Origin of the sequence: Pseudomonas sp. B10(2017) (assembly GCF_002113295.1) — a bacterium.
In the GTDB taxonomy this organism is placed as follows: Bacteria; Pseudomonadota; Gammaproteobacteria; order Pseudomonadales; family Pseudomonadaceae; genus Aquipseudomonas; species Aquipseudomonas pudica.
In genome coordinates this window covers 163,469-181,118 of sequence record NZ_NEJU01000001.1, presented here as the reverse complement: position 1 = coordinate 181,118, position 17,650 = coordinate 163,469, and the positions used below count along the sequence as shown (strand labels likewise).

Annotated in this window: 17 protein-coding genes and 1 pseudogene; 7 read left to right on the top strand and 11 right to left on the bottom strand. The window is 59.9% G+C overall.

The window, feature by feature from the left end:
- Positions 1 to 27 precede the first annotated feature (27 nt).
- Positions 28 to 951 carry a transcriptional regulator GcvA gene (gcvA, locus tag CAF92_RS00885; protein WP_085598501.1) on the bottom strand — a complete coding sequence of 308 codons (924 nt, stop codon included), beginning with the start codon at positions 949 to 951 and terminating at the stop codon, positions 28 to 30.
- Between the two features lie 81 nt (positions 952 to 1,032).
- Between gcvA and CAF92_RS00880 the strand changes: the two genes are divergently transcribed.
- From CAF92_RS00880 to CAF92_RS00865, 4 genes are all read left to right on the top strand, one after another.
- Entirely contained in the window at positions 1,033 to 1,665 is a 633-nt protein-coding gene (locus tag CAF92_RS00880) for a TetR/AcrR family transcriptional regulator (protein ID WP_218191741.1), read from the top strand.
- A 47-nt stretch (positions 1,666 to 1,712) separates the two neighbouring features.
- Entirely contained in the window at positions 1,713 to 2,696 is a 984-nt protein-coding gene (locus CAF92_RS00875; RefSeq protein WP_046613765.1) for an MDR family oxidoreductase, read from the top strand.
- 462 nt (positions 2,697 to 3,158) lie between these two features.
- The gene (locus tag CAF92_RS00870; protein WP_085598498.1) at positions 3,159 to 4,484 is read left to right on the top strand and encodes an SDR family oxidoreductase; all 1,326 of its coding nucleotides are present in this window, start codon (positions 3,159 to 3,161) and stop codon (positions 4,482 to 4,484) included.
- 196 nt (positions 4,485 to 4,680) lie between these two features.
- The gene (locus tag CAF92_RS00865) at positions 4,681 to 4,899 is read left to right on the top strand and encodes a general stress protein (protein WP_003256807.1); all 219 of its coding nucleotides are present in this window, start codon (positions 4,681 to 4,683) and stop codon (positions 4,897 to 4,899) included.
- Between the two features lie 92 nt (positions 4,900 to 4,991).
- Here the strand turns inward: CAF92_RS00865 and CAF92_RS00860 are convergent, their stop codons facing one another.
- The 3 genes from CAF92_RS00860 to CAF92_RS27395 are packed head-to-tail and all read right to left on the bottom strand — an operon-like array spanning position 4,992 to position 6,787.
- Positions 4,992 to 6,344 (bottom strand): sodium:proton antiporter, encoded by a 1,353-nt coding sequence (locus CAF92_RS00860; RefSeq protein WP_085598496.1) that lies wholly within the window; start codon positions 6,342 to 6,344, stop codon positions 4,992 to 4,994.
- A gap of 43 nt (positions 6,345 to 6,387) precedes the next feature.
- Positions 6,388 to 6,612 carry a DUF2188 domain-containing protein gene (locus CAF92_RS00855; protein ID WP_085598494.1) on the bottom strand — a complete coding sequence of 75 codons (225 nt, stop codon included), beginning with the start codon at positions 6,610 to 6,612 and terminating at the stop codon, positions 6,388 to 6,390.
- Positions 6,613 to 6,622: 10 nt separating this feature from the next.
- The gene (locus CAF92_RS27395) at positions 6,623 to 6,787 is read right to left on the bottom strand and encodes a hypothetical protein (RefSeq protein ID WP_178081754.1); all 165 of its coding nucleotides are present in this window, start codon (positions 6,785 to 6,787) and stop codon (positions 6,623 to 6,625) included.
- Positions 6,788 to 6,937: 150 nt separating this feature from the next.
- Here CAF92_RS27395 and CAF92_RS00850 point away from each other — a divergent pair.
- A pseudogene (locus CAF92_RS00850) lies at positions 6,938 to 7,216 on the top strand (SDR family NAD(P)-dependent oxidoreductase); the annotation flags it as partial.
- A 147-nt stretch (positions 7,217 to 7,363) separates the two neighbouring features.
- On the opposite strand, the gene hutH reads toward CAF92_RS00850, so the two are convergent.
- The 4 genes from hutH to CAF92_RS00830 all read right to left on the bottom strand — a co-directional run bounded on the left by hutH (position 7,364) and on the right by CAF92_RS00830 (position 11,625).
- Entirely contained in the window at positions 7,364 to 8,887 is a 1,524-nt protein-coding gene (gene hutH, locus CAF92_RS00845; RefSeq protein ID WP_085598492.1) for a histidine ammonia-lyase, read from the bottom strand.
- Positions 8,888 to 8,899: 12 nt separating this feature from the next.
- Positions 8,900 to 9,733: a glycine betaine/L-proline ABC transporter ATP-binding protein gene (locus CAF92_RS00840; RefSeq protein ID WP_085598490.1), complete on the bottom strand. Its 834-nt coding sequence runs from the start codon at positions 9,731 to 9,733 to the stop codon at positions 8,900 to 8,902.
- On the bottom strand, positions 9,730 to 10,581 hold the full coding sequence (locus CAF92_RS00835) for a proline/glycine betaine ABC transporter permease (protein ID WP_015270115.1): 852 nt from the start codon (positions 10,579 to 10,581) through the stop codon (positions 9,730 to 9,732). The genes CAF92_RS00840 and CAF92_RS00835 overlap by 4 nt, the downstream gene beginning before the upstream one ends.
- Before the next feature lie 75 nt (positions 10,582 to 10,656).
- Positions 10,657 to 11,625 carry an ABC transporter substrate-binding protein gene (locus CAF92_RS00830; protein WP_085598488.1) on the bottom strand — a complete coding sequence of 323 codons (969 nt, stop codon included), beginning with the start codon at positions 11,623 to 11,625 and terminating at the stop codon, positions 10,657 to 10,659.
- Positions 11,626 to 11,824: 199 nt separating this feature from the next.
- Between CAF92_RS00830 and CAF92_RS00825 the strand changes: the two genes are divergently transcribed.
- Positions 11,825 to 12,739 carry a LysR family transcriptional regulator gene (locus CAF92_RS00825; protein WP_046613770.1) on the top strand — a complete coding sequence of 305 codons (915 nt, stop codon included), beginning with the start codon at positions 11,825 to 11,827 and terminating at the stop codon, positions 12,737 to 12,739.
- A gap of 21 nt (positions 12,740 to 12,760) precedes the next feature.
- On the opposite strand, the gene CAF92_RS00820 is transcribed toward CAF92_RS00825, so the two are convergent.
- The 3 genes from CAF92_RS00820 to CAF92_RS00805 form a co-directional block, all read right to left on the bottom strand.
- Positions 12,761 to 15,313: an EAL domain-containing protein gene (locus CAF92_RS00820; RefSeq protein WP_085598486.1), complete on the bottom strand. Its 2,553-nt coding sequence runs from the start codon at positions 15,311 to 15,313 to the stop codon at positions 12,761 to 12,763.
- A gap of 420 nt (positions 15,314 to 15,733) precedes the next feature.
- On the bottom strand, positions 15,734 to 16,114 hold the full coding sequence (locus CAF92_RS00810) for a helix-turn-helix domain-containing protein (RefSeq protein WP_084296596.1): 381 nt from the start codon (positions 16,112 to 16,114) through the stop codon (positions 15,734 to 15,736).
- 167 nt (positions 16,115 to 16,281) lie between these two features.
- A complete protein-coding gene (locus tag CAF92_RS00805) occupies positions 16,282 to 16,968 on the bottom strand; it encodes a hydrolase (RefSeq protein WP_084296595.1) in 687 nt (228 codons plus the stop codon).
- Between the two features lie 208 nt (positions 16,969 to 17,176).
- On the opposite strand from CAF92_RS00805, the gene CAF92_RS00800 reads away from it, so the two are divergent.
- Complete coding sequence (locus CAF92_RS00800) at positions 17,177 to 17,638, top strand: RidA family protein (protein ID WP_084296594.1); 462 nt, start codon at positions 17,177 to 17,179, stop codon at positions 17,636 to 17,638.
- Positions 17,639 to 17,650 lie beyond the last annotated feature (12 nt).

The window sequence follows — 17,650 nt, the reverse complement described above, 5'->3', positions numbered from 1 at the left end:
TTTATTGCTCGGGTGCTTTGCTTATCGCTAAGGGTGCTCGTCCTCGTCCGTGCCGGGCGCAACCTTGAAAGCCTGCGCCTCTTCGCACAGCCACTGGGCAAACGCCGCCGCATCGGGATTGACCATGCTGTGTGCTGAATAAACCAGGTAGAACGCCTCCTTGGTCGGTACATGGCGCCCAAGGGGGGCGACGAGCCGGCCATCGTCCAGAAGATGCCTGACCAATGAAGACCGCGCCAACGCAACGCCCTGGCCCAGTTCAGCCATCGCCAATGCCGAAATAAGGGTGTCGAACTGCATCCCCTGAGAAGAGTCGACGCTCTCTGCGTTGCTCCTCTTGAGCCAATAGCCCCAGCCTTCTTCATAGCCCAGCACGTGCAGCAACGGGTGCTTTGCAAGGTCCTGTGGACGCTCCAACGGACGTTGCGCAGTGATCAATGCCGGTGAACACACCGGCACCAGCGTGTCCCACGTCAGGCGCTCGGCCTTCATGCCAGGCCAGCGCCCTTGTCCATACCTGATTTCGAGATCGGCATCGAATTCTGTTTCATCTACCCAGATGTTACTCGCGACTCGGATGCTCACATCCGGCTGCAACGCTTTGAATCGGGGTAACCGCGGGGCGATCCAATGAGTGAAGAACACCAGACTGCTGCGAATGCTGAGCGCGCTTCGATGCCCCTGCCCAAAGATCTCATCCGTCGATGCAGCGAGGCGCTCAACCGACTCTCTCACTACTGGAAAGTAGGATTTTCCCGCCTCCGTAAGCTCAAGCCCGCACGGGAGACGCTTGAAAAGCGCCTGGCCTAACTGCGATTCCAAAGCCTTGACCTGCTGGCTGATCGCTGCCTGAGTGAGATTGAGTTCTTCGGCGGCATGGGTGAAATTCAGAAGCCGAGCAGAAGCCTCAAAAGCTCGAAGCCAGTTCAGGGGAGGTAAACGCATTTTCATGACGCATCCAACGCTAAGGTTAATCGGGAATCATGTCGGTCGATGGTTGACATTAGAGACGAACAGTCTAAATTACAACGCATGAATAGCGCCAAACCTGTCCCTCGAAGAGGCCGACCACCCAAAGTTGCACGTGAGCATGGCGAGACGCTTGAGCTTTTGCTGCGTTGTGGCATGGAAATCCTCACAGAGCAGGGCTTTGCTGCCACCGGTATCGACACTGTGCTCAAACGCGTGCAGGTGCCCAAAGGCTCGTTCTATCACTACTTCGACAGCAAAGAGGCATTCGGCCAAGCGGTACTGCAGCGCTATGCCGACTACTTCGCTCGAAAGCTCGATCGTTGCTTCAGCGACCTGAGCGTGTCGCCACTGCTGAGGCTGTCCAACTTCGTTGAAGAGGCGAAGGTCGGGATGGCCAAGTATCAGTTCCGAAGAGGCTGCCTGGTGGGCAACCTTGGCCAGGAAGTATTGGTTCTCCCCGACAGCTTCCGTGAACAGTTGGAACTGACCCTGCAGGACTGGGAGCAGCGCTTGTCTGCCTGCCTGGAGGAAGCGGTCAAGCTGGGTGAAGTGTCTCGCGAGCATGACTGCAAAGCCCTCGCGGCCTACTTCTGGGTTGGCTGGGAGGGTGCCGTTCTTCGTGCACGGCTGACGCAGCAGGTCCGCCCTCTGGACATTTTTTTCCAAGGCTTTCTGACGGGAATCACCCGGTGATTCCTGTCGGACAATTTAAAGACAACCGGTCTAAATGAGGACAAGCAATGTTCAAGGCCATTCTGATCGAGAAGCTGGAAGAGAAGTACTCGGCCCGACTCACCGAGCTGATGGATGACCAACTGCCCACCGGGAACGTGACGGTTAAGGTGGCCTACAGCACCTTGAACTACAAGGATGCGCTGGCTATCACCGGCAAAGGGCCGGTTGTTCGTCAATTTCCGATGGTGCCGGGCATCGACCTCGCGGGAACCGTCGAAGCCAGTGACGATCCACGATACCAGCCAGGCGACCGCGTACTGCTCAATGGTTGGGGGGTGGGTGAAAGCCATTGGGGTGGGCTTGCACAAAAGGCGAGATTGAACGGCGATTGGCTGATCCCTCATCCTGAGCGCCTGAACGAACGCCAGACCATGGCCATCGGCACCGCTGGTTACACCGCCATGCTATGCCTGATGGCTTTGGAGCGCCATGGATTGAAACCCTCCGATGGGCCTGTGTTGGTCACAGGCGCCACAGGCGGCGTCGGTAGCCTAGCCATCAGCCTTCTGGCCGGAGCCGGCTATACCGTCACTGCCGCAACCGGAAAAGCTAGCGAAGCCGCCTACCTGAAAAGCCTCGGGGCAACGGCCATCATTGATCGGGCCGAGCTTTCAGCCCCGGGGCGTCCATTGGCAAAAGAAAAATGGGCGGCTGTTATCGACTCGGTCGGCAGCCATACGCTGGCCAATGCGTGCGCGAGCACAATGACCGAAGGCCTCGTGGCTGCGTGCGGGCTGGCTCAAGGCATGGATTTTCCGGCAACGGTTGCCCCTTTCATTCTTCGAGGGGTAAGCCTGCTCGGCATCAATAGCGTCACTCAACCATTCGAGCGACGAGTCGAAGCGTGGGAAAGGCTGTCCAAACAACTGAACATCGACGCACTATCGTTGATGACCAAAGAAATTTGCCTTCAGAGCGCAATTGCAGCCGCCTCTGAACTGATGGAAGGGAAGATCCGTGGCCGGTTGATTGTTGATGTGAACGGCTAGGATGGCCGCCTGATACGAGGCACATCTTTATGTAGAGAGCCGTCTCGTTGCCGCCGCGCCGTCCACAGGCATAACCACTCGTTCATAGCCCTTCGAGAAAGACATCTCTCCCCGCCTCTGGCATTCAGACGCCCACTGCTGCATTGAGGACGGCATGTTCGCCAGCCGCGCACCGTCAAGGCATCAGCCCCGGCCGCGGCGGTTCAGGACATCATCCCGTGACACACGGATGCAGCGAAGCAGCATTTGGTACCACCGGACTTGTTGGTCTGAACTTTGCCGTCCGCCCTGGCTTCCCCTGCATATCCAACACGCAAAGATGCGCCTGCTGCCGCAGGTGCGAACGAGCGCTTTGGTATCCGGAGCGTTGCTGGCCCACTAGGCGACAAGCGCAACGGGCCTGCTTCTGACGAGCACAGCAAAGGCTGACCTTTTCGAGATCCACCTACAGAGGTTCGCAATATGATCGATCAAGCGACAGGTATGAAATCAGGTGAACGCTATCGCGTGGAAAACATCGAGCGGGCACATCAGTTCCCAGGTTTCTTCCAGGACGGGAAGTATTACCTCGGCCCTGAACTCTTGACCGCCGTTGGGTGGATCGAAGGCACGCGTTTCATCTACGACAGCGTGGATGCCGAAGGAGAACCCGTGTTTCCGAACAGAGAGGCTGGCACGGTTGAAGGGCTGACGTTGACCCTGGTCGACGGCACCGTTCTTGAAATCTCTCGGATCGAAGCCAGCGAAACGATCGCGTCACTTGATGACCAGGATACGTCCGGCACGGAACAGAACTCGCCCCGCGAGGGCTACCCAACCAAGGGGCCGCTGCGCGGCAAAGTCGTGGTGATCACTGGCGCTTCCAGCGGTATCGGCCGTGCCGCCGCGCACGCATTTGCCTGCAAGGGTGCTCGCCTGGTGCTTGCCGCGCGCGACGAAGAGGCGTTATTCGACGTATTGGATGAATGCACCGACTGCGGGACGGATGCCATAGCGATCACGACCGATGTCACGCGCAACGACCAGGTGCAAGCGCTGGCCGCGCAGGCAGCAGAATTTGGTCGCGGACGGATCGATATCTGGATCAACAACGCAGGCGTCGGCGCAGTCGGCAATTTCGAGGAAACACCACTGGAGGCCCATGAGCAGGTCATCCAGACTGACCTGATGGGGTACTTGCGCGGCGCTTTTGTAGCCCTTCCCCTGTTCAAGGCCCAAGGCAGCGGTATCCTGATCAACACGCTGTCACTGGGCAGTTGGGTGGCCCAACCCTATGCAGCAGCGTACTCTGCGAGCAAGTTCGGCTTGCGTGGGCTGACTGAGGCGCTGCGAGGGGAATTGACGGCGTTTGCCGACATCCACGTGTGCGATATCTATCCGGCAGTCATGGACACACCGGGCTTCCGAGATGGCGGCAACTACACAGGCCATGCGCTGACGCCTCCAGGCCCTGTATATGATCCCGAACTTGTGGCGAAGGCCATGGTGGCCTGCGCAATCTCACCACGCGCTCACACCACGGTTGGTGCCACGGCCCGCCTGGCGCATCTGGCCAGTTACCTGGTACCAGGTCTGCCTCTGTTATCGGGGTGGCTGACGCGTCGGGGGATAAGCCGTAGCCCCAAAGCCGAAACATCATCAGGCAACCTCTTTGAGCCGCCGAGTGGCATGAGGTGCGTCGACGGAGGCTGGAGGAAGCCAAAGGACAAGACACCTCTATTGGTCGGCGCAGCGGCGCTTGGAATGATCGTAGGTTTTGCAATCACCCATTCACGACGCAGGAGCTGAACGATTGGGCCGACAAACTCGACGCAAGTCATCCCCCAAAGGTTGGCGAACAAAGCTCTGCGGCGCCACAGTCGCCCGCACGGTATCTTTCGCGCAACCCGTCGGGCCGAGCAGAAAGCAGTGGAGCAAACGCCCCCCTGCCTGACGTCCGAGTTGAACACAGACTTTCCTGTGTGACGACATGAGGTGAAAGATCATGGCTGACAACCAATCCAATCGTGGCCACCAAGGTGGTACCGCACAGAACAACCCAGGCAACTTTGCCAATGACCGTGAAAAGGCGTCAGAGGCAGGTCGCAAAGGCGGCCAGAGCTCTGGGGGCAATTTTGCCAACGACCGTGAGCGCGCCTCCGAGGCTGGACGCAAAGGCGGACAGAACAGTCACGGTGGCGGTCGTGGTAGCGAAAATCGCTAACTTGAAGTGAGTTCGGCCAGGGTGCTTTGCACCCTGGCCTTTTTTCTGGATTTGAACGCAGTGCCCAGCAAACGCCGTGCGTCGGCTTCAAGCTACAACGACGCAGTGAGCCGCCCCTTCCACGTTTCGTACCTGGCAAGCAGCGGTTGAACGCTCAAACCGTGCAGCAGAATGCTCAACGCCACCACCGATAGAACCAGGTTCATGCTCTGCGCGGCTGGCGTGCCAAGCAGCCCATGATTGAGGGCATAGAACAGATAGTAGAAGCTGCCGATGCCTCGAATGCCAAACCATCCCAATAGCCCACGCTGCCGGATATCCAGCATTCCTCGAGCCGGAAACAGCAGGATGCTCAAAGGGCGAATCAACAGGAAAAGCGCTCCGGCGACGAGCAAGGCACGCCAGTCCCAATGCTCGACGAGTACTACCCCGAGCATGGTCACCAGAAACACCTCCATTGCCCGTTCGATCAAGCTGCCGAATGCCAGCATGTCCCCCAACATGATGCCCGCTGCCACCTGCGAATCGTCGAGGCCTTGCACATCACCTTTGACGGCCAGCTCCGGCGCCACGTGCTGGTGCCCTACCACAGGCTGTACCAAGTGTTCTGCAGCCGGCTCTTCGGGGCTATTGGAGGTCTGAACCTCCGCCTGACGCAAACCGAGGCCAGCAGCGAACACCGCGAGAAACCCATAGGCCTGAACCGACTCGGCGCTCACGTAAGCCAGCGCAATCAGGGCAAGGGCCAGGTAGTCATTGGGCGATACGGTACTGTCGTCGTTGCGCAGGCGCAAAAAGAGCGTGAGCTTGCCCAGGCCGCGCCCCATCCAGTAACCAAGCAACAGGCCTGCGGTCACTGCCCACAGCATGTCCTTGAACAACCAGTCACTGAACCATGCCTGGCCGGTATCCTGCTGGAGGAACAGCCCGAGGATGACGAAGGGAAACGCCACGCCATCGTTGAGCCCTGCCTCGCCAGACAAGCTGAAACGCACCGGATCATCATCCTGGGCATCAACCACCTGCACCAGGGTGGCAAGCACGGGGTCGGTGGGTGCGAGTATCGCCCCGATCAGCACTGACATACCCCACCCCAGGTCCAGGCCGTAATGCAATACCAGCGTTACCCCGCCGATGCAGATCAACATTACGGGCCCAGCCAGGTAGAAGGCGCCCCACCACCTGCGGTCATGCAGGGGCAGGCGCAACTTCAAGCCACTGAAGAACAGCGAAAACAATACGGCGACTTCGGTGAGATGCTCCATCCAGCCGCTCGACCTGCTCATGTCCAGCTGCAGAAACCCCAACCCCGATGTGCCCAGGCCGATACCCAGGGCAAGGCACACCACGGACGAAGTCACAGGGATCCATCGCAGGTAGGAGGATGAGAGCGCGAGCAGCAGCAAGACCGCGCCCAGCATTGCGAACCAGACGGTGAAGGTCATCTGCGCACCAGCCTTGAAAGAGTTTTCGACTACTTTTGGGCTTTCAGCCTTTGCTATGGCGCGGGTCGGCAGAACGTGGGTAGGTGCGTTCCTCTTCGAGGGTGCCATCCGCCTTGTGGATTTTTACTGACGCCGTCTTGCCATCGAAGAAATCCGCAAGGGCACTGACCAACTCCTGCTTCGTCGCCGCTCGTCTGAGGGGCCGTTCAGCACCCAATTTCTTCAGTTCCCAGCCGTCCGATGTCGGGCTGAGGTGATAATTGTCCATCGTGTACTCCTCATGGCTGAATGGATTCGTCATCGTCCTCTATTTCTTGCTCCACCTCCGCAGCATCCGTGGTATCAGCGTCATTCAAGGGCGGCGAGGTGGGCTTTTCCGGGTCGTTGACAAAGGGTACGTCACTTGGCCCCTTCTCCTCGGAGCCTTCGGTTTCCGGCTGCATGTCAGTACCTCCGAACAAGTGGGTTGAATGCAGGGTGAAAGCCCTTCGGCAGTACCCAAGAACCTCCCGACATCGATGGTTCATTCGCTATTGAGCAGTACAAGGTGGGAATAATTCCATCGGAAAGGCAGGTGGTAACGCGCTCGTTGAATGTTTGTTCTGACTACCGATACCGAACCCGACCAAGGTTGTGGCGCATGGCAGTTGATTCATTCGGTTCTGACTGGAAGGCAAATTGCACTTATCACTGGAGCAGACAGCGGTATTGGCCGGGCGGTTGCCATTGCCTATGCCCGCGAAGGAGCAGACGTTGCCATCGCCTGCCTCGATGAACATGAAGATGCGCGGGAAACCGCGCGCTGGGTTGAGGCAGCGGGCCGTCAATGCCTGCTGTTGCCAGGGGACCTGGCGCAAAAGCAGCACTGCCAGGAGGGCAGTTACATCAGTGGCTCACGTTACGGGGTCACTGGCGGCAAACCGATCCTCTAGAGAAGTCGCTGGGAAAACATGCCGTACGGACACATCCCGTACGGCACCCGGCAGCCAAAACGCCTGCACAGCGCGCGCAAGCATCGGTCATAGCAGGTCGGGGAACGCAGCGCCAAGCACGCCTGGATCCTTCAGGATCGATGCGCTGCTGGCGATATCCGGGGCCAGCCAACGGTCCTGGGCATACGCCGGGACCCGTTCGCGCAACAACCGCCAGGCAACGCTGGTACCCGCGCCAAAGCGCTGCTCCTTGAGAAACTCGAAGGCCTGGGCCGCCAACAGGTATTCGATGGCAAGGATCTGCGTGCAGTTCTCCAGGGCGCGGTGCAGCTTCAACCCGGCATTGGTGCCCATGCTCAGATGGTCCTCCTGCAGGCCGGAGGTGACGTAATTGTCGACGACTGCCGGTTGTGCCAGCTGACGGTTTTCCGCACACAGTGAAGCGGCCACGTACTGGACGATCATCATGCCCGAATTCACCCCCGGCTGGCTGACCAGGAAGGCCGGCAAGCCGCTGACCAACGGGTTGATCAAGCGATCGAGACGACGCTCGGCAATCGCCCCGATCTCGGCCACCGCGATGGCCAGCAAGTCGGCCGCCATGGCCACCGACTGGCCGTGCGGATTCGCCTGGGAAACCACCCGATACGACTCGGGCGTACCCAGCAGCATCGGGTTGTCGGTGGTGGAGTTGAGTTCGGTTTCGATCTGCCGCGCAGCGTGCTCCAACTGATCGCGAGCGGCGCCATGAACCTGCGGAATGGAGCGAATGCTCAAGGCGTCCTGGGTGCGAATGCCTTGGCTGCTGGCAATGATTTCGCTGCCATCGAGCAGGCGACGCAGGTTGCTGCCCACGCGCTGCATGCCGGGGTGCGGTTTCATAGCGATGATTTCAGGGTCGAAGGCATCGAGCTGGCCGCGCAGGGCCTCGAAGCTCATGGCGCTGATAACGTCCGCCCATTGGCTCAACCGAGTGGCGTCGTCCAGAGACAAGCAGCTCAGGCCGGTCATGCAAGGGGTACCGTTGACCAGGCACAGGCCATCCTTGGCACCCAGTTTGACCGGCGCCAGGCCGACCTCGGCCAAAGCCTGCTGCGCCGGCATGATCTGGCCGCGATAGCTGACCTGGCCGACGCCCAGCAAGCTGATGCTGATATGTGCCATGTGGGTCAGGTACCCCACCGAACCCTGCTTCGGCACCTGCGGGGTGATGTGCTGGTTGAGCAAGGTCAGCAGTGCCTCGACCACCTTGCGCTGCAGGCCGGAACGGCCCTGGCAGAAATTGATGATCGCGGCGCACATGATCGCCCGGGTCTGTTCGTCCGACAGCGCCGCACCCACGCCACAGGCATGGCTGAGCAAGGTGTTGTGCGACAGCTGGCTGAGTTGTTCATCCTGCAACGAGACATTGCACAAGGCGCCAAGCCCGGTGTTCACGCCATAGGCGCGGTCACCGCTGGAAACGATGCGCTGGACAATCGCCTGGGCGTTCTCGATCCGCGCCCAGGCCGATGGGGCCAGCTCAAGCTTCGCGCCATGCCGGGCCACAGCCACCACGTCCTGCCAACGCACAGGCGCGTCGGCGATGATGATTCTTTCGGCAAACGACATACACGCGGTTCCTTAAAGCGAAGCTACGCGACGTTGCACGAAACGATCGACGTATTCGTCCGCAGGCTGGTAGAGGATTTCTTTCGGCGTGCCGACCTGGACCAGGCGCCCGTCCTTGAGAATGGCGATCCGGTTGCCGATACGCACTGCCTCGTCCAAGTCATGAGTAATGAAGACGATGGTCTTGTGCAGGGTCTTTTGCAGCTCCAGCAACTGGTCCTGCATTTCGGCGCGAATCAGCGGGTCGAGCGCACTGAAGGCCTCGTCCATCAGGATGATGTCGGTGTCGGCAGCCAGGGCGCGGGCCAGGCCGACGCGCTGACGCATACCGCCCGACAATTGGTGCGGGTACGACTTTTCGTAACCCTTCAGGCCCACGGTGTTGACCCAGTGCAGGGCACGCTCTGTGCACCTGGCCTTGCTCTCGCCACGGACTTTCAGGCCGTAGGCGACGTTGTCCAGCACGGTGCGGTGAGGCAACAGGCCGAAGCTCTGGAACACCATGCTGATCTTGTGCCGGCGGAATTCGCGCAGGGCTTGCATGTCGTACTGCAGAATGTCTTCGCCATCGACCAGGATCTCGCCGCTGGTCGGGTCGATCAGGCGGTTGAAGTGGCGCACCAGGGTCGACTTGCCCGAGCCCGACAGCCCCATGATCACGAAGATCTCGCCGCTGCCGATGGACAACGAGAGATCGTTGACCCCGACCACGCAGCCGGTTTCGGCCAGGACCTGATCCTTGGCTTTTTGCTGGCGGATCAGTTTCAGGGCATCTTCGGCGCGTGCACCGAATATCTTGAAGACATTCTTGACTTCGATCTTGTTCATTGTCTGTTTGACGCTCATTTGCCCACCCCATGCCGTGGTCGGCCATAGGCCTGGGTAATGCGGTCGATCACGACCGCCAGAATCACGATGGCCAGGCCCGCTTCGAGGCCGCGGCCCACATTCAGGGTCTGGATGCCGACCAGGACGTCTTCACCCAGGCCACGGGCACCGATCATCGAGGCAATGACCACCATCGACAGGGCCATCATGGTGGTCTGGTTGATACCGGCCATGATGCTCGGCAACGCCAGTGGCAGCTGCACGCCGAACAGCTGTTGCATGCGATTGGCACCGAAAGCGTTGATCGCTTCCATGACTTCGCCGTCCACCTGACGAATGCCCAGGTCGGTCAGGCGAATCAGCGGCGGCGCGGCATAGATGACGGTGGCGAAGATCGCCGGCACCTTGCCCAGGCCGAACAGCATCAGCACCGGTATCAGGTACACGAAGCTGGGCATGGTCTGCATGATGTCGAGCAGCGGCATCAACACCGCCCGCAAGCGATCGTTGCGTGCCGACAGCACCCCCAGCGGAATGCCGACCAGGACCGATATCAGCGTTGCGACCAGCATCAGCGCCAGGGTCTGCATAAGCTTGTCCCAGAGGCCGACCGCGCCGACCAGGAAGAGCAAGCCGACGATCACGGCAGTGGTCACGACTTTGCGGGTGGCGTGCCAGGCGATACCGGCGACGATGGCCAGCATCAGCCACCAGGGTACTGCGCGCAGCAGGCCTTCGAGGTTGACGATGGCCCACAGCAGGGTGTCGGAGATATGCCGGAACACGTCACCGTAGTTTGTTACAAGCGCATCGACCCAGCCATTGACCCAGTCGGCAATGGAAAACGTGAAGTTCTTGGGAAACATGGAATTCTCTCGAGCAAGTGCATGAAACGGACTGTCGCGTGCCTGGTCCGGCAGGAGCCGGACGAGCCCACACGCTCAGAGTGCCGCGTCCACCTTTTTGGCTGCGTCTTCGCTGACCCAGCTGTGCCAGACCTCGGGGTGCTCCTTGAGGAACAACCTGGCCAGTTCCGGCGACTCGATACGGTCCTTGCTCATGCGCGCCAGGTTCTGGTTCAGCAGGTCGATCGGCAGATTGACCTTTTCCAGCACCGCCACCAGTTCCGGCGCCTGCTCGTGGAAGGCCTTCGACAAGCCCACTTTGATGGCCAGGGTTTTATCGACGCCTGGCTTCTCATCCAGCTTCACCAGGTCGACCAGGCCCATCAGCGGCGTCGGTGACCAGTAGTAGAACAGGATCGGCTCGCCACGCTTGTAGCTCGACAACACCGCAGCATCCAGTGCCGGGCCGGTGCCCGGGCGGAAGTTGGTGTAGCTGTTTTCCAGGCCGTAGTGCTTGAGCATCTCGCTGTTGTCCAGCTCGCATGTCCAGCCGGCCGGGCAATTGTAGAATCGCCCCTTGTCCGGCTCTTCCGGGTCCTTGAAGACCTGGGCGTATTGGCCAAGATCGGCGATGGTCTTGAGGTTTGGTGCCTTGGCTTCGAGTTTGCGTTTGGGGTCGCCTTCGATCACGTAACGCGGCACGTACCAGCCTTCGACCGCGCCAACGACCGGCGCGCCAACGCCAACGACCTTGCCGGCAGCAGCGGCCTTGTTCCAGACCTCGCTGCGCCCTACCCACTCTTCGGCAAACACCTGAATGTCGTTGCTGCTCAGGGCGTTTTCCATGGAGATGGAGTTACCCGGCAGGCTGTCGGTTTCGCAGCCGTATCCATTTTTCAGCACGAACTGCATCACGTCCGTGAGCAGCATCCCGCTTTCCCAGTTCAATCCGGCGAATTTCACCGGTTTGCCAGACTCGCACCAGCCGGCTGCCTGGCTGGCACCAGTGGCCGCCAGCAGCCCGAAAGACAGTGTCGTGGTCAGCAGAGCCTTTGTAATTTTCATTGTGACGCTCCCAAACAAGAACATGGATTGCAGTAGTTGAGGGCATCCGGCCCCAAGAGGGTCGCCAAACTGGCTGATCAGCCTTGCAATCGGCATCGGCGTGGCACCTGTGATCGGTGGCCACTGCACAGAGGAAATATTTCACAACCTCAAAAAAGGATAAAATAATATGTCCTGATGTATCACAACGGAAAAACCTATGAAGTTCACTCTGCGACAACTGCGCTACGCGCTCGCAGCGGCCAAGCACGGGAACCTGACGACTGCCGCCATGGAGCTTCATGTTTCGCAGCCCTCCATTTCGGCGGCCATCACCGAATTGGAAGAGGTGCTGGGCCAATCGATTTTCGTGCGCCAACGTGGCCTCGGCATATCGCTGACCCCGTTCGGGCGTACCGTCATGGTCCAGGCCCGCCGCGTGCTGAGCGAGGCTCGGACCTTTGCCGAGATCAATGCCAATGCCGGAGAGTGTGTCGGAGAGTTGGTGGTCGGGTGTTTTGAAGACCTGGCGCCCTATTGCCTGCCACAGATCGTGCGCCGGATGCAGGAGTCCTGCCCGAGGGTAACGGTCGATATGCGCGAAGGCAGCTTCGATTATGTTGGCAAGCGGCTGAGTGAGGGCGCGATAGAGCTGGCGATCACCTACGATCTGGGCCTGCCGCCGAACACTCAATGCACCCAGCTGTGCCAGCTGACCGCTCAGGTACTGCTGGCTGCCGATCACCCGTTGGCCAAGGAGTCGCGTGTCAGCCTCAAAGCGCTGTCCGAATACACCCTGGTAGTCACCGATCAGGTCCACAGCTGGCAGCATGTGCTGGATCTGTTCAGCTTCTACGATCTTTCGCCCGCCGCTGTGCACCGTGTGCGCACCTTCGAGATGCAGCGTAGCCTGGTCGCCAACGGGTTTGGCGTGGCGCTGATCTACACACGGCCATTTGGTGATCGCAGCTATGATGGCCAAGCGCTGGTATGCCGGCCGACCGAGGAGAAATTGCCCACGCACAGCATCGTGCTGGCGCATGATCAACGCTATCCGCTGACGCCTTCGGCTGAGGCGTTCAAGGAGCTGGCGGTGGCATGGTTCGCGGAACGGCCTTCGTTTGCATCCGAATGAACCTGCCTCCCCTGCAAGGCGTCATTGCGCTAACGATACCTGGTCTTTCATCATCCCCATCAGCGCCTCGTTTTCCAGCGGTTTGCTGAGCAGAAAGCCTTGTACTTCATGGCATTGGTCATCGCTGAGCAAGGCCAGTTGCTCGGCGGTCTCGACACCTTCGGCAGTCACCGTCATGCCCATTGCATTGCCAAGGTTGATGATGGCCTGGACCACGCTACGGTCGCTGCCGCTCTTGCCCAGGTGCTGCACGAAGCGCTTATCGATCTTGATACTGTCGAACGGGTAGGTACGCAGGTAGCCCAGCGAGGAGTAACCGGTCCCGAAGTCGTCCATGTTCAGGCGCACGCCCAGCTCCTTCAGCGCAAGCATGGTGTGCAGTGCGCCTTCAACATCGTTGAGCATGACGTTCTCGGTAATTTCCAGCTCAAGGCGGTGGGCCGGCAACCCGGTGGCGCGCAATGCGTCGCCGACGTCGCGGACCACATCGCTGCGGCTGAACTGGGCCGGCGACATGTTGACCGAGACCATCACTGCCTGCGGCCAGCCCCGCGCCTTGATACAGGCTTCCTGCAGCACCCAGTTGCCAAGCAGCACGATCAGGTCGGACTCTTCGGCAAGCGGGATGAAATGGTCCGGGCGGAGCAGGCCCAGGCGCGGGTGTTGCCAGCGCACCAGGGCCTCGGCCGATGCGATCGAGACCCCATCGACCTTGAAGCGCGGCTGAAAATGCAGCACCAGCTCGCCACGCGGTATGCCCTCGCGCAGCTCGCCTTCCAGCACACGCTTCTCCATCAATGCGGCGTTCATCTGTGCCGAAAAGAAGCGCCAGGTGTTCTTGCCCGCCTGCTTGGCGCTGTAAAGGGCCACGTCGGCGTGCCGGATCAGATCGCTTGGCGTACCGGGGTACTCGGCCGACAGCACGACACCCAGGCTTACTCCCACTTGCACGACATGCCCTTCGATTTGTATGGGGCGCCTGATCGCCTCGATCACGCGCATGCAGAATCGGTCCAGGTCCTGGTGATCGCCTGGCCGGGTCAGCACGACGATGAATTCATCGCCTCCCAGGCGGGCGACCAGATCACTGTCACGGGTAACTTGGCCGAGGCGGCTCGCTACCTCGAGCAGCACCGCGTCGCCGGTCGGATGCCCAAGGCTGTCGTTGATTGGCTTGAAGTTGTCCAGGTCGAGCATCAGCAGCGCCACCTGGGGCAGCTCAGCGCCAGGCGTCGATTGCTCGAGGAAACGGAATAGCTTGTTGCGATTCGGCAGGCCGGTCAGGGCGTCATGCAAGGACAGGTGCTGAATCTGGGCATGGGCGGCCACTTCGTCGGTGATGTCGGTGCACGTGCCACGAAAGCCGGTACACACGCCCTCGGCCACGATCGCGCGCGAAGAAATCCTGCAGATACGCTGTTGACCCAGATGGTCCTGGTATTGGCAGCGCAGCGTGCCGGAAGAGCCTGTTGCGGCCAGGCTGTGCAGACTGGTTCGCAGGTTGCTGGTATCACACGACAGCAACTCGGTAATCGGGCGCTGTCGCCACGCTTCGACTGGGTGCCCGGTGAGCGCGGTGAACCGGTCCGAAAGGTAGGTCAGGCGAAGGAGCACATCCGTTTCCCAGATCCAGTCCGAGGCAGCTTCGGCCACCGCCTTGAAGCGCTCTTCACTCGACTGCAGGGCAGCCCTGGAAGTCATCAGCGCACGGTGGCTGCGATCGATCCTGGTGCTGGCGCGGATCGCATAGCGTGCAAACAGTGCCAGGCTCAGCGCGATAAGTAGCACTGCAATAGCCAAGGGCGCAATCACTGTCTGGATCAGTTCAGTGCCAGGCTGCGGTATATCCCATGTCAACGCGTGGCCGCTGCCTTCCAGTGGCAGAGCGCCGCGCCCTTGGCGCTGCTCGGCCGAATCGCCCACGGCCAGGCCGGACAGCCCCGCGGACTGGCCCAGCGGCAAGAGCACCTGTGGCGATAGGACCCGAATGAACACCAACACCGCAGTTGGTCCCGGCGGGCGGGCCGGCTGGGTCTGCGGGCGGATCAGTGCAGCGACGTACACTGCCGGCTGGCCACGAAACACCAGGTAACCTGAAGTCGCCTGTTCGTGCTGCGCTGCTTGACGAGCCTCCTGCAGGATCTTCCCGGCACTGACGGTATGCTGCTCCAGGCCCTGCGGGCTGAGCTTACCGTCCAGGATTGCGTACCGGGTACCGTCATCATCGAGCACATATACACCATCGTACCCATCGGAGGTATAGAGCGTGGCGCCGACGTTGTCCTCGTCGTATGCCCAATGTGTATCGACCTGCCCGCCCAAGTGATCGTAGGCGGCCTGCCAGTTGGCATGGGTCAGCAGGAATGTCTTGTCGTTCTTCTGCAGCTGGGCCATGGCGGACTCAGCATAGAAGCGGCTTTGCTCCACTTGTCGAGTGTCCAGCGCCCCGGCGAGGCGGTAGAGGGAGAACAGCCCCAGTAACAAGGCCAACAGCAGAATCAGGGAAAACGCCACGATCAGTTGCCCGACCACATCACTGCGGCTCGACATTTCATTGTCAGCAAAGACGTCCATTGGTTCACCATCGCGGCCTAGGGTCTCCCGGTTGACCGGGCGGCAGACCTGGAGGTCGATGGAGCTGACAATCGGTGGTTGGCGAAAGGCAACCTAGACGTAAGCCAGGTGCATATTCTGTGGGAGCGGGTTTACCCGCGAACACCGGCACAGCCGGTGCCATCCACGGCCGCGCCTGCTTCGCGGGTAAACCCGCTCCCACAGAGTACGTGCCGCGCTTATGACAACAGCTATCCTTGGCGTCCGCTTAGAGCCGTAGGCGATCGATCGCGAATGGCGGCTATCGACCCATAGCGGTCCTTCAGGAAATTGTCTCGGAGAGCCGTAGTACCTTAGTACCACATCTATGCCGGAAAGGAGAGCTAGCAAGCGAAATCTACGAAGGCAGTACACGCCGAATTTAGCGGCACACAGTTCCGGCTAAGCCACCTGTTGCCGCCATGCCTGAGGCGTTAGGCCTTCGGATTTCATAAACGCTCGGCAGAAATGTGGCTGATCGGAGAAGCCGCACTCTAGGGCGATCTCGGCGAGCATCATCGTCGATGTCTCTAGCAGTTCTTTACTCTTCCTCAGCCGCTGCTCACGCAACCACTGCTGAGGAGAGACCTGTGTGGATTCCTTGAACCTGCGCGAGAAATAGCTGCGCGACAGTCCGCATGCTTCCGCAAGTGCGGTGACCGAAATGCCGATATCCAGATGATCCAACATCAGCTGCTTGGCCGTTTTGACTTGCCATGGTTTAAGCCGCCCCGTCGACTTAATCGCGACGGAGGCTATAACGATGCCTTTAGCACTGTTCATGGAGATCAATTCGTCCTGAAAAAATCTGAAGATGAATTGATCCGGGCGGCACTATTCGGTGAAGCATCTTCTGAAGCTTCAAACACTCCGTCATGACTGATCGCCCGGATCGGTTCGTTCCGGCCCCGCTTGTTGAGCATAAAATCAACTTTGGGGCTGATCAGGTCTCAGATCGATGCGGCCTCGGGCGCCAAGGTAGGGCCGTGCTGAACACGCTCTGGCGCTTTGTGCACCATGGTGTAGGCGTAGTCGACGCCCATGCCGTAGGCACCCGAATGCTCTTTGACCAGTTCCATGACCGCATCGTAGGTGTCGCGGTTTTTCCAGTCGCGCTGCCACTCCAGCAGCACCTGTTGCCAGGTTACTGGCACTACGCCCGCCTGGATCATGCGCTGCATGGCGTAGTCGTGTGCTTCCTTGGTCGTGCCGCCGGAAGCGTCGGCAACCATGTAGATCTCGTAGCCCGCATCGTGCATGGCGGACAGTGCGAAGGTGGTGTTGCAGACCTCAGTCCACAGGCCCGAAACAATGATCTTGTTCCGACCGTTCTTTTTCAGCGCGTCGCGAACCTTCTGGTCGTCCCAGGAGTTCATGGAGGTGCGCTCCAGCAACGGCGCATCAGGGAATACCGCGAGCAGTTCGGGGTAGGTATGGCCGGAGAAACTCTCGGTTTCGACCGTGGTGAAGATGGTGGGGACATTGAAGATCTTGGCTGCTTTGGCCAGGCCCACGGTGTTGTTCTTCAACGTCTGCCGGTCAATGCTTTGTACGCCAAAAGCCATCTGCGGTTGCTGATCGATGAAGATCAGTTGGCTGTTGAGCGGGGTCAGGACTTCAGTGTGTGGATTGCTCATTGTTCTTCCCTTTTGTTGAACGGTGGCGAGAGTTTCCCCGGCGGGTTGTCGCCGAGTGCCAGCACAAGATAGCGAAACACTCAGCGAAACGGTGGCGCATTTTTGCGCTCTTGAGGGAGCAAAACTGCACCACAGGTAGCGTCCAATCCGGTGCTAGGATCTCGGCCAGTCGGATCACGTCGATCCATTTTTCGCCAAGGAGAATCCAATGGCCGCTTCACGACCTTTCAACGACGACACCGCCTACTGGGGCGTTCCATGGGAAGAGGGCTACGGCTATCCGCAGGCGCGGCGAGTCGGGAACGAGATTTTCATCTCGGGGCAGTTCAACCATGACGAAGAAGGCAACCTGGTAGCGCCGGCGCCACTGGATGCTGACGGTCGTCCGAGCGATTTTTCGTCAATGGGCGAACAGATGCGGGTTTCCTACGACAACATTGCCAAGTTGCTCGCCCTGTATGGCGCCACGATGCAGGATGTCGTTGAGGAAACGCTGTATGTGCTGGACATGGACGCTGCTTTTGCGGTCGTCGGCAAGGTGCGTAAGGCAGCTTACGGCAAGGAACGCCCGCAGGCGGCCAGCAATATCATCGGTGTATCGCGGCTCGCCCAGCGTCCCCAGCTGATTGAGATCGTGTGTCGAGCCGTCATCGGCGCCCACGCCAAATGAACGGTGCTCCCG

Bases quoted from the DNA above. Each gene is read 5' to 3' on its own strand.
- CAF92_RS00825 (WP_046613770.1), top strand. From the start codon at position 11,825: ATGAAGTTCACTCTGCGACAACTGCGCTACGCGCTCGCAGCGGCCAAG.
- hutH (WP_085598492.1), bottom strand. From the start codon at position 8,887: ATGTCGTTTGCCGAAAGAATCATCATCGCCGACGCGCCTGTGCGTTGG.
- CAF92_RS00870 (WP_085598498.1), top strand. From the start codon at position 3,159: ATGATCGATCAAGCGACAGGTATGAAATCAGGTGAACGCTATCGCGTG.
- CAF92_RS00800 (WP_084296594.1), top strand. From the start codon at position 17,177: ATGGCCGCTTCACGACCTTTCAACGACGACACCGCCTACTGGGGCGTT.
- CAF92_RS00875 (WP_046613765.1), top strand. From the start codon at position 1,713: ATGTTCAAGGCCATTCTGATCGAGAAGCTGGAAGAGAAGTACTCGGCC.
- CAF92_RS00820 (WP_085598486.1), bottom strand. From the start codon at position 15,313: ATGGACGTCTTTGCTGACAATGAAATGTCGAGCCGCAGTGATGTGGTC.
- CAF92_RS00860 (WP_085598496.1), bottom strand. From the start codon at position 6,344: ATGACCTTCACCGTCTGGTTCGCAATGCTGGGCGCGGTCTTGCTGCTG.
- CAF92_RS00835 (WP_015270115.1), bottom strand. From the start codon at position 10,581: ATGTTTCCCAAGAACTTCACGTTTTCCATTGCCGACTGGGTCAATGGC.
- CAF92_RS00880 (WP_218191741.1), top strand. From the start codon at position 1,033: ATGAATAGCGCCAAACCTGTCCCTCGAAGAGGCCGACCACCCAAAGTT.
- CAF92_RS00865 (WP_003256807.1), top strand. From the start codon at position 4,681: ATGGCTGACAACCAATCCAATCGTGGCCACCAAGGTGGTACCGCACAG.
- CAF92_RS27395 (WP_178081754.1), bottom strand. From the start codon at position 6,787: ATGCAGCCGGAAACCGAAGGCTCCGAGGAGAAGGGGCCAAGTGACGTA.
- CAF92_RS00805 (WP_084296595.1), bottom strand. From the start codon at position 16,968: ATGAGCAATCCACACACTGAAGTCCTGACCCCGCTCAACAGCCAACTG.
- gcvA (WP_085598501.1), bottom strand. From the start codon at position 951: ATGAAAATGCGTTTACCTCCCCTGAACTGGCTTCGAGCTTTTGAGGCT.
- CAF92_RS00810 (WP_084296596.1), bottom strand. From the start codon at position 16,114: ATGAACAGTGCTAAAGGCATCGTTATAGCCTCCGTCGCGATTAAGTCG.
- CAF92_RS00855 (WP_085598494.1), bottom strand. From the start codon at position 6,612: ATGGACAATTATCACCTCAGCCCGACATCGGACGGCTGGGAACTGAAG.
- CAF92_RS00840 (WP_085598490.1), bottom strand. From the start codon at position 9,733: ATGAGCGTCAAACAGACAATGAACAAGATCGAAGTCAAGAATGTCTTC.
- CAF92_RS00830 (WP_085598488.1), bottom strand. From the start codon at position 11,625: ATGAAAATTACAAAGGCTCTGCTGACCACGACACTGTCTTTCGGGCTG.